The 13879-nt window shown below is 48.0% G+C and carries 10 protein-coding genes; 2 read left to right on the forward strand and 8 right to left on the reverse strand.

Annotation, left to right across the window (positions count from 1 at the left end; translation table 11 throughout):
* Positions 1 to 94: 94 nt before the first annotated feature.
* A complete protein-coding gene (locus E8E00_RS14290) occupies positions 95 to 574 on the forward strand; it encodes a PaaI family thioesterase (protein ID WP_096632534.1) in 480 nt (159 codons plus the stop codon).
* A gap of 301 nt (positions 575 to 875) precedes the next feature.
* Here the strand turns inward: E8E00_RS14290 and E8E00_RS14295 are convergent, their stop codons facing one another.
* The 6 genes from E8E00_RS14295 to E8E00_RS14320 all read right to left on the reverse strand — a co-directional run bounded on the left by E8E00_RS14295 (position 876) and on the right by E8E00_RS14320 (position 11792).
* Positions 876 to 3944 carry an efflux RND transporter permease subunit gene (locus E8E00_RS14295; RefSeq protein WP_069586441.1) on the reverse strand — a complete coding sequence of 1023 codons (3069 nt, stop codon included), beginning with the start codon at positions 3942 to 3944 and terminating at the stop codon, positions 876 to 878.
* Positions 3941 to 5038, reverse strand: a complete 1098-nt coding sequence (locus E8E00_RS14300) for an efflux RND transporter periplasmic adaptor subunit (RefSeq protein WP_096632531.1) — start codon at positions 5036 to 5038, stop codon at positions 3941 to 3943. The genes E8E00_RS14295 and E8E00_RS14300 overlap by 4 nt, the downstream gene beginning before the upstream one ends.
* Positions 5035 to 6072: an efflux RND transporter periplasmic adaptor subunit gene (locus E8E00_RS14305; RefSeq protein ID WP_096632528.1), complete on the reverse strand. Its 1038-nt coding sequence runs from the start codon at positions 6070 to 6072 to the stop codon at positions 5035 to 5037. The genes E8E00_RS14300 and E8E00_RS14305 overlap by 4 nt, the downstream gene beginning before the upstream one ends.
* Before the next feature lie 123 nt (positions 6073 to 6195).
* Positions 6196 to 9606: a PAS domain-containing hybrid sensor histidine kinase/response regulator gene (locus E8E00_RS14310; RefSeq protein ID WP_240531982.1), complete on the reverse strand. Its 3411-nt coding sequence runs from the start codon at positions 9604 to 9606 to the stop codon at positions 6196 to 6198.
* Positions 9607 to 9608: 2 nt separating this feature from the next.
* Complete coding sequence (locus tag E8E00_RS14315) at positions 9609 to 10817, reverse strand: EAL and HDOD domain-containing protein (RefSeq protein ID WP_096632525.1); 1209 nt, start codon at positions 10815 to 10817, stop codon at positions 9609 to 9611.
* An 87-nt stretch (positions 10818 to 10904) separates the two neighbouring features.
* The gene (locus E8E00_RS14320) at positions 10905 to 11792 is read right to left on the reverse strand and encodes a PhzF family phenazine biosynthesis protein (RefSeq protein WP_240531981.1); all 888 of its coding nucleotides are present in this window, start codon (positions 11790 to 11792) and stop codon (positions 10905 to 10907) included.
* Between the two features lie 383 nt (positions 11793 to 12175).
* Here E8E00_RS14320 and E8E00_RS14325 point away from each other — a divergent pair, with 383 nt between their 5' ends.
* On the forward strand, positions 12176 to 12364 hold the full coding sequence (locus E8E00_RS14325) for an ATPase (RefSeq protein WP_096632520.1): 189 nt from the start codon (positions 12176 to 12178) through the stop codon (positions 12362 to 12364).
* 169 nt (positions 12365 to 12533) lie between these two features.
* Here E8E00_RS14325 and E8E00_RS14330 read toward each other — a convergent pair whose 3' ends face one another.
* Entirely contained in the window at positions 12534 to 12875 is a 342-nt protein-coding gene (locus E8E00_RS14330) for a 4a-hydroxytetrahydrobiopterin dehydratase (protein ID WP_069586485.1), read from the reverse strand.
* A complete protein-coding gene (phhA, locus tag E8E00_RS14335) occupies positions 12868 to 13692 on the reverse strand; it encodes a phenylalanine 4-monooxygenase (protein ID WP_240531980.1) in 825 nt (274 codons plus the stop codon). The genes E8E00_RS14330 and phhA overlap by 8 nt, the downstream gene beginning before the upstream one ends.
* Positions 13693 to 13879: the final 187 nt, after the last annotated feature.

The raw sequence follows: 13879 nt of genomic DNA on the forward strand, positions 1-13879 counted from the left end.
CTACCCACTCCGCATTGTTGTTAATGAAATGTTGACGCCGCAGTGCAGCAACGAGTAGCTTGAACAGGTATGACCAGATTAACAAGGAGTGTGTATGTTTTCTTCCCCTTTGGCTCGCGCTAATCAGCACCTTTCGCTGTTTGGGTTTCTCAAAGTCCCCATGATTGGTTGGTGTCGGCCCAAAATTCTTGCCATTGACGATCAGCACGTACAGATGAGAATCCCATTAGGACGCCGGACTAAAAACCACCTAAATAGCATGTATTTTGGCGCGCTAGCGGTAGGTGCCGATGTGGCAGGCGGTTTTCTTGCCATGGCGATGGCCGAGCAACACGGGATTAAAATCAGTCTCGCTTTCAAAGCAGTCACGGCAGATTTTCATAAGCGCCCAGAAGACGATGTGATTTTTACCTGCCTCGATGGGCAAAAAATCCAAGCCATGATCCGCGAAACCATCGAAACCGGTGAGCGTGTCAACCAGCCTGTCACCATTGTGGCGACCTGCCCCACGCTTCATGGCAATGAGCCCATGGCAACCTTTGACTTAACCCTATCCCTCAAACAAATCAGCTAGTTTCTCTCTATGGTGTAAAGCAGCCTTACCGTTTCGGTAAGCTGCTTTGCCATGCCAACTCAACCTCTTACGCTCTCTTTTTGGCAATCAAACAGTTACATTTAGCGTCCTGTTGACTGTGACTGATCTATAAAAGTCTTACTCAGAATATTGACATTTAACTATCGCGCTTCTGATGCCTCTTAGCGACGTAATTCACCGAGTTATTAACTGTTTTTGTGGATAGTTCTGCAGTTATCCACAGCCTCAACCTTGAGACACTGACATAAAAAAAGCACCGCGGTTGCGGTGCTTCGTCGTATCAGGCATTACGGTGATAATGGATTTGATAAAAAATCCGGTACAGTACAGGCACCACAATCAGTGTTAGCACGGTCGCAAAGCCCAATCCAAACATGATAGTCACTGCCATTGGGCGGAAAAATACATCCGGTAACAACGGCAACATCCCTAAAATGGTCGTCACCGCAGCCATGCAGACCGGACGAACACGACTTACTGCCGCGTCCACTACCGCTTGGTAGCGCTGTTTGCCACTGGCAACCTCTAAATTGATTTGGTCAATCAATACAATCCCATTTTTCAGCAGCATACCACTTAGGCTCAAGAAGCCGAGTAATGCCATAAAGCCAAACGGCGTATTCAGTAAGAGCAGCCCCGTAGTCACCCCAACGACTGCAAGCGGCACGGTTAACCAAACAATTAACGACTCTTTCACCGAGTTAAATAGCAGTATGGTTACCAAGAACATAAAGAGGTAACCCAGAGGCATAATACTAAACAGCCCTTCTTTCGCTTCTGTGGATGACTCGTGCTCACCGCCCCATTCAATGCGGTAGCCCTCTGGAAGAGGAATCGACTCGATATCACTGCGGACCCGCGTCAATAGCGTCGCCGCGGTGACACCACCCAGCGGATCGGGATCAGCCATCACTGTCAGCATGCGTTTGCGATTTTTACGCATGATGATGGGGTCTTCCCAACGCAGGTCATAGTCGAGAATCACCTGTTGCAAAGGAATGTAGTCTTTTAGCACAGGGCTCCAGATCTTCATCCCTTCGAGGGTATTAATATTGACGCGTTCCTCATCTGGCAAGCGGGCTACAATGGGCATTAAATTGGTGCCATCACGATACACGCCAATACGTTTGCCACTGAAGGTCATGGTCAAAAGGTCGTCCACGTCTTTTTTCGTAATCCCGTAGCGACGCGCTTGGCTCTCGTTAAACTCAGGTTCGAGCACTTTAGTGCGTTCGCGCCAGTCATGACGAATATTGACGGCGTCTGGATCTTGATGAAGACGCGCTTCTACCTGCTTAGCAATAGCTCGTAGTTCCGTCGGCTCAGGTCCGATGATCCGCGCTTCAATTTTTGACCCCGAAGCCGGCCCTAAAGTGATCGGTTTGAGCTTAAGTTGAACATTCGGATATTGCTGCTGAATATGTGTGCGTACCAGTCCCATCGTGGGTTTTACATGGGCATACTCATCCACACGGACGATCAGCTCACCGTACGCGGCGTAAGTTTTCTCTGGTGAATAGGTCAACATAAAGCGCTGAGACCCTTTCCCAGCACTGGTCGATACATAGCTCACGCCCTCTTGTTCACTCAACCAGCTTGAGACATCATCCAAAGTGCCTTGAGTCGCCCGAATATCTGTCCCTTCAGGCAGCCATAAATCCACCATGAACATCGGTGTGGTCGAGTCAGGGAAGAAGGATTGTTTCAGGTGGCTAAACCCGTAAATACTGGCTCCCAGCGCAATAACCATCACTAGCAGAGTCAGATAGGCATGATGCATACAAAACGATAAGAATCGTTTATAGATCACAAATAGCACGCCATTGTAGGGGTCCGATTGCTCATCACCCTCGGAGACGGTGGTTTCTTTGAAAAACATGCTGGCAAAAAAGGGCGTCAGCGTAATGGCCGTAAACCAGCTGAGCATCAAGGAGATCAGCAGAACCGTAAACAAGGTGCCGCAATACTCACCGGTTGCATCTTCAGATAAGCCAATCGGCGCAAACGCTGTTACCGCAATCACGGTCGCCCCCAACAAGGGCCACTTAGTTTGAGTGACAATATCATGCGCGGCCTGCATTCGCGTTCGGCCACGCTTTAAGCCGACTAATATGCCCTCGACCACCACAATCGCATTATCCACCAGCATACCAAGCGCAATGACCAAGGCACCGAGTGAAACACGCTGTAAATTAATATCGAAGTAGCGCATAAACACGAACGTGCCTAGCACAGTTAGCAACAACACCAAGCCAATTAAAAGGCCCGAGCGCAGTCCCATAAAAAAGAGCAACACGATAATAACGATCGCCACCGCTTGCCCAAGACTAGACACAAAACCGCTGACCGAGTTGTCGACTTCATCGGGCTGGTTATACACATGATGCACTTGAATACCAACCGGCTGATTATCATTGAGCTCCGCCAAACGTTTATCGACGTTCTGCCCAACTTCAACCACATTGACACCATCAGCAAAAGAAATACCGACTTGCAACGCCTGCTTACCGTTATACGACAGGACTTGGCTAGGTACTTCTTGGTATCCCCGTTTTACATCCGCAACGTCGCGTAGGTAAATCAGGCCTTGTGAGCCCGCTTCGGTGAGGATTAGGTTGCCCAATTCATCCACAGACGAAAACTCGCCGGTGGGGTGAATGCGAATATACTCATCCCCCACTCGCACTGCTCCCGCATTGCTCACTAAGTTTTGGGTTGCCAGCAGGTTAAATAAGGTATTAGGAGAGATACCCAAGCTGCTCAAGCGCTGAATCGACACTTCGATAAAGACTTGTTCCTGTTGCGCACCGGTCACTTGTACTTTGCCCACCCCTTGGACTAATTCAAGCTCACGACGCAAATAATCCACATAGTCTTTAAGCTCGCTGTAGCTATATCCGTCACCGGTTATCGCCAATAAAATCCCATACACATCACCAAAGTCATCCATCACTTGTGGCGGGTTCACGCCGGGAGGGAGTTGTCCCCGCGCATCGTTCACTTTTCGGCGTAGCTCATCCCATATCTGGGGAAGGTCATCCGAACGATATTTAGGTTTCATTTTAACCGTGATCTGGGAGAGGCCACGACTGGAAATAGAGCGAACTTCATCGACATAGGTAAGCTGTTGAACCGCTTTTTCGAGCCGATAAGTGACCTCTTCTTCAACCTGCTGCGGCGTTGCACCAGGGTAGCTGGTGATGACCATTGCATCTTTAATGGTAAAAGCCGGATCTTCTAAGCGCCCTAGCCCCAGAAAAGCGATGGTACCCCCTATCAAAAAGATCAGCGTAATCATCCAACTGATGACTTTATTTTGAATAAAATAGCCTGCCACGCCTTGCTTCATGATCTCTTTTCCTCTTTTGACGCGAGCTGTACGGTTTGTCCGTCGGCCAGTTGATTCGCGCCGTCAACAACAATGCGATCGCCCTGTTTCAATCCTTCAACCACTTCAATCCGATGACCATGGATGCGCCCCATCTCAATCTGTTGCTTGTGCACGGTATTGTCTTTAGTATTCAAGAGCCACACATAACTGTGCTCGCGATCAAGCGGGTCACCATCTTGGTTAAACACCGCTTCTATCGGTATAGAGAGCCCAGTACGGGTTAGCTGCAAGCCTTGACGAGAAATACTGACTTGAACGGGCATACCATCGAGAATGAATTGTTGCTCTGGCATCGGCATCGTTAAGGTCACCACAAAGGCACCGCTTTGCGGATCTGGCTCGGCGGTATATTCGTCGATCGACGCCTTGAAGGTATTGCCTTGTTGGGTAATCACTTCGGGGATCAATCGCGTTTGCACCGATTGCGTGTTCACACCCGCATTGCGACTAAACAAAATATCAGGGACTTGAATGCGAATGTCGGCACGTGTGGCATCGTGGATATTCATTATCGCTTGCCCCGGCGCAATGGTTTCAAATGGCTCCACGCTGACACGAGAGATGACACCATTTTCCGGTGCTTTAAGCTCAATGTAGGATAAATGCAGCTTCGCCAGCGCCAACTCTGCTTGCGCAATTTCGCGCTGTGCTTTTAGCTCATCAAATTGTGATTGAGCCAGCATACCCTGCTCGACCAAAGGTGCCGAGCGACGATATTGAGCATCCGCGACATCAAAGCGCGCACTGGCGTTCTCAACCGCTAAGCGATAGTCCGTAGGTTCAAGTCGCGCCAGCACATCGCCTTTCTTGACCAGATCACCCGCTTTTACGTTAATTTGCTGCACCTCGCCAGGCACCCGAAACGCTAACGTTGCCTTGTCTGCCGCAGCAGCTACCGCGGGGAAGGTAATGCGCTCATCTTGTTGCTGATGGTGTACCGTAAAGGTTGTCACCACTGGCGTTGCTACCTCGCGAGGAGTCGACTCAGGCTGGCACGCCGAGAGGAGCATCACACAGCCTACGATACCCAAGAGTTTTACGACTGATTTCATAGTCCACGCTCCTTCACCCAAGCTCGTACCCGATCGCCCTCTTGAAGCGCACCCGCACCGGTCGCAACAATCACATCGCCATTTTCAAGGCCATCACTCACTTTGCCATCCTCTAAACGAATGGGCGTGAAAGACACAACACCTTGCGGATCAACTCGCCAAACACCAAGGTCTTCTCCTTTCGTGATCAGTGCTGAGTCAGGAATGGAAGTCTGTGCATCTGTCGGTATAGTGACACTCACCTTCGCTGCCATGCCCGGCAATACATTCACCGCTTGTGGCCGCATTAAGCTCACCGTGACCCGATAGGACGCTGTTTTCGTGTCCGCTTCTGTATCCATCTCCTTAAACTGGGCAGGAAAACGACGTTCGCCATACGCGTCGAACGTTACAAATGGCGTGAGCTGCTTGGCTTGTTGGCTAAAGTAATGAAAGTATCGTTCAGGTAACTGAAAGCTGACGTTAATGATATCTTTCGACTGAATGTGGAGGATAGGCTCTTGAGCTCGGGCAAACTCATTGACTTCTTTCATGCGCAAAGAGACAGTGCCGGAATAAGGCGCTTTTAGCTGCGTATAATTCACATTCGCCTGTGCTTGCTCTAAACCAGCAGCAGCCTCACTCAACGCCGAGCGCGCTTCATCAAAGCGCTGCTCGGATATGACTTTGTCATTGTGTAGACGATCTGCGCGATTGAACTGCACCTGAGCCAGTTGATACTGCGCTTTGGCCTTGTCTAGCTGCAGGCGATATTGTTGGCCATCCAGCTCCGCTAAGGTATCTCCCTGATTGACATCCATACCTGCTTTCACCGGCATGCTCTCAATCACGCCTGAGACGCGAAACGAAAGCAATGCTTTATCATCAGCTTCAACCTGAGCGGGAAATTGACGGGTGATCCCTTCATGACCAATAGCAACCGTCAACAGCTTAGCGGGTCGAGCTGGCGTTTCTGATGGTGCAGAGGTCGCCTTTTCACCACAGCCACTAAGCAGTAAGGTGACGGCGCAAACCAGCACAGCACTTTTGTTCATCTACCTTTCCTCACAACAAAACCTAGTGCTCGACTAAATAGTCAAGCACTAGGTGTTTGATTGGTCTTTAATTTTTAATCTAATTTGACACTATGCCCATGCTAACGAGCGTGACAGGATGTATCAAGGTGTTTCCGGTAGGCCAGAGACCTGCTCAACAATAGCTTGGGTGTGTTCACGAATTGTCGGTAAATACGTTTTGAGTGTTTCAGTATCTTCCGCGGGTGATTTTTCAAGTTCTAAGCAGATCCCTGAAAGCGTATTCGCTCCAATCATCGCCGCCGCACCTTTCATCTTATGAGCGAGCTTCTTAACAGCAGCGACATCTTGCTCATCGAACGCCACTTCCATTTTTTCTAAGTCATTGGTCTGATTATTCACGTACTTGTCAAGGATCATTTTCACCAGATCCATGCTATCGCCCACCTGTTCTTTGACATGAGCAATATCGACGGGAGACTCAGTGGATTCCATGGTTGCCGCTCCATTCACATGATGATCGGGGTCAGGTTTAATATCTGTATTTATGTCTGTGTCTGTAACAGAATCACTGGTATTTTTAATTCCCGTCAAAGCGTTTTCATCTAAATCCGCCAAATCCAGCCCATCATTGGTGTCATGCGGATCGTCATAATGCACCGCATCGTTGCTGGAATAGAGAATCAGTAACTCAATTAACTGATCTTTGCTGAAAGGTTTGGCTAAATGCCCATTCATGCCTGCGTCCAAGCAACGCTCTGCGTCCCCCGATAACGCATTGGCGGTCACGGCAATAATCGGTGTGTGCTTATCAAACTCACGAATACGGCGCGTTGCCTCAAAGCCATCCATTTCAGGCATTTGGCAATCCATTAAAATAATATCGAAAGGTGTTTTTTTATGCAGCTCAAGCGCTTCTTTGCCGTTCTCAGCCAATGTGCGTTTACAACCTAGCTTGGCGAGAATGATATCGATTAAGTCTTGGTTGACTAAGTGGTCCTCCGCGACCAGAACATTTAAATCAAAGCGAATATTGTCGTACTGCCCAACGACCGCAAGGTTGTCATCAAGCTCCGCCTCATTCGAAGTCAATACTCGATACAACTCGCTGTAATTAATTGGGCATGTCAACGTCTGCATACCGGTATCGTGATGGCCATTATGACTAATGGCGACACTCTTGGCGACTTTACCCACTAATTGTTGACAACTTTGCATCTTGTCTTGATCAATCATCAAGGTTAACTGTTCGCTATCTCGCGTATCAACTTGCTCCCCGTCAGTAACACTGACAAACGAGACAGACAGGCGATCGAGGTATGCGGCCAATGTAGTGGTGAGTAAATTATCTTCTGAGACCAAACAAACGTGCTGCGCTTTTTCTTCTGCGCTCAGTTCATAACCATCAAACAGTGTATGTGGCGAGTCACTGAAGGTGATAGGCACAGTAGACACAAACGTCGTGCCTTTGTTTTCCTCGCTACGAATAGTGATATCGCCATCCATCAATCGCAGCAATTTACGACATACCGGTAAGCCCAAACCTGTCCCTTGATAAGAGCGCGAATACGAGTTATCCACCTGAGTGAAGTTTTCAAAGATAGCCTCATGGCGGTCTTCTGGGATCCCGATCCCCGTATCTTCTACTTCCATGACAAGATTCGTGACTTCGCCATCTTTCGCTTGATACAAGCGAACATAAATATGCCCTTGCTTGGTAAACTTCACCGCATTGCCGACTAAGTTGATAATCACTTGTTTATAGCGGACCGCATCGAGTTCAATATCACATGGCATACGAGGATCGATATAACAATGGAGTCGCAACTGTTTTTCTGCCGCTTTGGCAGTGAAGATGCTCAAGGATTCGTGAACAAGATCAGCCACATTGAGTACTTGTTTAGAGAGCGTCATTTTACCGGCTTCGATTTTGGTCAAATCGAGCACATCGTTGATGATATTTAGTAGCGCGGTAGAGGAGTGTTGCAAGGTATCGACGAAATAGCGCTGCTGTTGCGTCAGTGGCGTCTCAATTAATAAGTTCGACATCCCTACAATGCCATTCATCGGTGTGCGAATCTCATGGCTCATCATCGCCAGAAAATTGGTCTTTGATTCATTAGCGCGTTCCGCCTGCTCTTTCGCTCTCGCCATCTCTTTAGAGATCATATCGTTCAGATTTTTCTGCTGAACAAAGTGAATCATTGAACTCAAACTCGACAAGATCGGATCGATCCAGCTTTGCAACTCATCATCATAGGTGGTTGATTCATCGAATAAACAGACCACGCCGACGAGTTGATTCGACATGTATAGCGGTAACCCCAACACATTGATGATCATTTTTTGGTTGTTACCCGCGATACCCGCCATTTGCAGGCTGCGTTTACTTTGTTTGGTTTCAATAATTTCAATCAACAAATTACGAACAAACTCGTCGCCTACGTAACCGTTTTGAATCAACCGAGTTTGGGCAAGCACATGATAGGGTAAGCCCGCTTGCTCTGGTTCATCATTGCCACCCACTTCAACAATGATGCCATGATTGCTTTCACCAATACGCAGCAAGATTTTGAGGACATCATGGAAGCTTTTACTGAAATCCTCTCGAATCAAAAATTTATCTTGTAAACTCTTCATGGCGGAGAATAACTCTGCCCCTTTAGAGACTTTTTGTTTATCAAGGTGTTGTTCGGTGATGTCGCGAATAATAGCGACATTCAGCGCGCGTGGATCTTCGTCTTTGATGGGAGTGGATTTCACCTGCACCACCCGCTCTCCACTTTCGGTTTCTATCTCATAAGAGCGGTTAGTTTTGCCATTCAAATCGTAAAGCGCCTGTGAAAAATAGGCGCGCGAGTTGGGCTTAACACGAGACACAATGGCCGACAGTGTGATGGCTTCATCAGGGACAGATTCAAGCTCAAACAGCCGCTTGGCCGAATCGTTGATGGTAATAATCGAATGCTTATCACCTAGCACCAAGAGTGCATCAGTATAGCTATGAATAACGGTATCGAGGTACGCGCGGCTTTGCTCGGCTCGGCTGATTTGCTTGGCATATTTCCAAATAAAGAATCCCACCAGCAAGTTCAGCAAAATAATCTGCGTCGTCGTACGTAATATCTCGGTGCTGAGCTCTTTATCGATGTACCTACTATCACGATAAATGATCAGATCGCCGACTTTTACCGAACGGCTGCGATCATCGTATTCAAGTGGAATGGTCAACTGACTCAGTTCAGAATCTGCCCGCGTCCCTTTTGAGTCTGTGACGTACCGGAACTGCCCATTAACATCAACCAGTTCTAATCGATGGACATATCGCGATCCCATCTCGCTATCGAGATCATTTTGGACATTCTCAAAATCATAATTCCACATCAATGTGGGCAGGCGCTGTTTGAGTCGCTGGCTAATGGACGTCAAGTCCTGATTCATGTCCGACTCTAAGCGTGACTTGGCAACGTGATAGTTATAATAGCCAAACCCACCTAGCAGCAGTGTTGCCAACACAATCAAAACGATAGCTAAGCGCATTCCCACTCGATTCATACTTATACCTGCATGGTTGCGGCGAGTGTTTGCGTTTGCTCGCGCGCTTTCTCAAACGCTTTCAACACGACACGTTCTTTCAGTTTCAGTTTTTCGCAAGTTTTCGACACCCAATTCCAGTTGGCATGCTCGATATTCTTGCATACTTCCAGTAAAGCACCGTAGTGGCCATTTTGTGCCAGTAAAGCTTGCTTAGCTTCTTGACTCAGATCCAGGTGACCCACCACATCTTCCATCGGACAACCCAACATGGCATCTAAAAAAGAAAACGCACCAACCAGAAAACCTTCATCAGCATCGAGTCCTTTCAACATAGGTGCAGTTTGTTGCATAAAAATTGCGCGCAAAATGGCAGCATTTTGCAAATGTAAACACTCCTGATGATTCATATTGGACATGATGAGAAGAGAAATTAAACGGCGTAATGACTCTAAACCGAGATAAACCACCGCTTGTTTAGGATTAGTGATGCTTTTTTTCTTGGACTTGGCCAATACATTGGCGCTGGTGACCACCTTATAAAGCAGGGACACGTCACGTGATATAACGTCTGTGATTTCGTCAATGTCATAGGGGCTTCGGTTGATGATAATACAGGCATCCAACAGCGTGATGACTGACGGCGCAACATCACTTTGACGCCGGATTTTCGGCTGCTCAAAAAAGTAACCTTGAAACAAGCTAAAACCAAATTGCTGCGCCAGCGTAAACTCTTCTTGCTTCTCTACTTTTCGAATTAAAAAGCGGATATCAGGATAATCAGAGATGGTTCCTACCCAACGCATAGGATCATCACGATCCATATCGACACTGATTAAATTAAACAGATTAATGTGTTCTAACCATTGGTTAGAAAAGACCGAGCTAGACGCAAGTAACATAAAACCCGCCTTTTTATAGGCTCTGAGCTTGTTCAGTAGTAATGGGGAGGGACGGGTTTTCTCACTAATACAGATAACCAGACGCGCCACTGGCATCGAAAGCGGTAATTCATCCAATAGCGCGGTTTCGGAAAAGCTCACCACGTAACGCAACTGGTCGTCTAATTCATTACCAGACAGGAAATTCGCACTCAGTATCCTTGATGTGGCAGTGTCTTCGTCAATTGATGGAAACTTGTTTTCTAGACCTTCACGAAAGAGCAGCTCACTTCCCCAGTGCTGCTGTCGGTCATCAAAAATTGGCTGACACGAAAAGAAGGTTTCACTCACGATGTTAACCCCGCAAATTAGATCCCTTTAATAAACGTAGACTAATCGCGCCAACCCTGATGATTTTTTCTGATTGAACAGAGTAAGTTAAGCGCTAATCGCATCTAGCCGATAGCCACGCCGTGCTAGGGTATTTGCTTCGCCACCCACCCAAGCGCGGTGGTGGCCTTGCGCGTCAACTTTGACCACGGCAGACAGTAGCGATCGCGCCCCAATATGCTCACCCTGCTCAAAAACAAACCGATTATGTGTGCCCTGATACTCAGTCAAGTACGCTGCTAAGGCGGCAGCAGCACTTCCAGTAGCCGCCTCTTCATCCACCCCGACCGCAGGTGCAAAGTTTCGACAACACGCAGTGATATCCGACTCGTGGGGCGACAAAGCAAACGCATGCACCCCAATGCAATCGTAAGCCTCCGTCAGCGCAATAACTGCCTCTCTGTCTTGTGACATCCGAGCCAGTGCGTCGAGGGACGCAAGCGGCAAAATGATATTAGGTCCACCCGCAGATACGACTTTGACTGGCAATCCCGTCGATAGGATATCTTTACTGTCTATGTGAAATGCATCGGCAATCACCTTTTCATTCGGCCCATCACTGATAACTGGGATTGCCGTTTCAAAGTTAACTTTTCCCGAATCCAAGATGGACACTTGCAGGACGCCGGCCCCTGTTTCTTGCGTATAATCGCCAGCTTCAAGTTCACCCAATTGCCAAAGCGCAGAAAATGTTGCCACAGTGGCGTGACCACAAAACGCGACCTCATTGGTCGGGGTAAAGAACCGCAATCTGATATCAGCATGCTCGCTATGACAAATAAATGCCGTTTCGGGGTAGCCGAAGTCTGTTGCAATCGCCTGCATTTGTGCATCATCCAGCATATCTGCATGCCTAACAACACCGGCGGGGTTCCCACCCTGTCCTTGTGCAACGAATGCATTTAAGTGATAGAACTCAACAAATCTGTCCATCATTGCTTCCTCGCGATAGCCGCTGTGTGCGGGTTTCCATTTAAAGGCCTGCGTCGTTTAGCACGACACCCTGCACGCCTTGTGCTCCTTCCATCCTATGCGCTTCTACTAAAGTATGACAATAAAAACTTGTTCCATATGCCAAGACAGACGGTAAATAAATCATAGTATTAGGCTAAAAATACTCAAAAGCGTATGCCAAAAGACGCCAAACCGAGTACTAAGCGACATCGCGCAAAAGCATCATCGTCAAGAACACGCGAGACGCTTAACAACGACATGAAGTGACTATTATGCCAGCGTGCAATCATCAATCAGGCACGCGACATGCCAGAATATGGTAGGCTTGTCAGTAAATTTGTTAATCCCGTATGAGATGTAAACTTATGGATCCTTTACAGCATATTGCCAATGACGCGCCCGAGCATGAGCCAGAGACTTTGCCATCACTCGACGAACAAAAAGCGATTGTGGCAAAGCTCAAAGCCCTTGAAGAGAAAGGTGAGCTCACCGATGAAATCTTGGCGCAGTATTTTGCCGTTAAGCCAAAAGACGCAAGCGACGAAGAAGAGTAAGAACAACACGAAAAAGTGACCGCGTAACTTTTGAAGTTTATCTTGCTCTACTTAGAGTTATGCCAATGAAAAGCATTGGCGGCGCAGGATTGATACTTGCGTGACAGGGATAGATAGCAAGTGAGCGAAAAAGATACGCCCCGAGATCACTCTCGGGGCTTTTTTTGGTTTACTCAGGGGCGATGCCGTCAGTTTTCGCCGCACAAATAAAATCATTTTTGTGCAAGCCTTTAATCTTATGCGACCACCAAGTCACGGTCACTTTACCCCACTCCAGCAAGATAGCGGGATGGTGGCCTTCTTGCTCAGCCAGCTCAGCCACTTGGTTGGCAAACGCCCACGCCAACTTGAAGTTGCGGAAGGTGAACTCACGTTCGAGCTGATCAATCCCATCTCGTGTTACTTTGCGCCATTGCGGAATGTCTTTGAGCAGCGCCGGCATTTCCTCAGCGCTGACCAAAGGGGCATCAATATTACAGGCTTCACATTTCAACTCAGTTAGTTCAGACATGTTGCGTTTCCTTTTGCTGTTCTGTCTTTTTCGGTTTGGGCGGGAACAAAGGCGCATGAAGGCCCAGTTCCATGGCTTGATGCACATCAGCAATCAAATCTCGTTGGCTGATGGCAAATAAATCGTCAATCGACTCAATGGTAAAGTAAATGGGTTGCATAATGTCAATCCGATATGGCGTGCGCATGACATCTATCACTTCTAAAGGCTTACGCACCGCTTTGTCGCTATTAAAGGCGTACTCGGTCTCCGCCGGCGACGACAAGATGCCGCCGCCATAAATACTGCGATTGTCTTGCGAGTCACTGAGTAAACCAAATTCGACCGTAAACCAATATAAGCGTGCAAGATAGACGCGCTCTTTGGGCGTGGCCTTCTTACCCAGTTGACCATACATATGGGTAAATTCAGCGAACGCTGGGTGGGTCAGCATCGCACAGTGGCCGAAGATCTCATGAAAATAATCCGGCTCTTGCAAGTAATCGAAATCGTCTTTAGTGCGCAAAAAGGTCGCCGCTGGGAATTTCTTGTCCGCCAATAAGGCGAAGAACTGGTCGAAATCAATCAACGCAGGCACAGGGGCCACTTGCCAGCCCGTCTCTCGCATTAACACGGCATTCACATCAGGGATTTGTGGCACCGTGTCATGCGGCAAGTCGAGCATTCGTAACCCGTCGAGATATTCCTGACATGCTTTGTCTTTGATACACGCAAGCTGCCGTGTGACTAACTGGCGCCATACATCGTTTTCTTGTGCCGACCAGGCTACACGACCCAGCTCATCAACTGGTTTTGATTCGTATTTACTCTGTTTCACGTTCACCGCCTTGTGTCGTTGTCTGGCGTAAAAATCGCGCGTAAACAGCGGCCCTTAGCCTTACGCAATGTCTCCGTTACTCACAGATTACGTCGACTTTGCTGAGAAAATCATCTCCTCACTCTGGTTTTAATTTTACCTTTGCGTAACATTTATTTTACATTGCGCATCCAAAAGGCTATCGCTA

This window comes from Salinivibrio sp. YCSC6 (assembly GCF_004916735.1).
In the GTDB taxonomy this organism is placed as follows: Bacteria; Pseudomonadota; Gammaproteobacteria; order Enterobacterales; family Vibrionaceae; genus Salinivibrio; species Salinivibrio proteolyticus.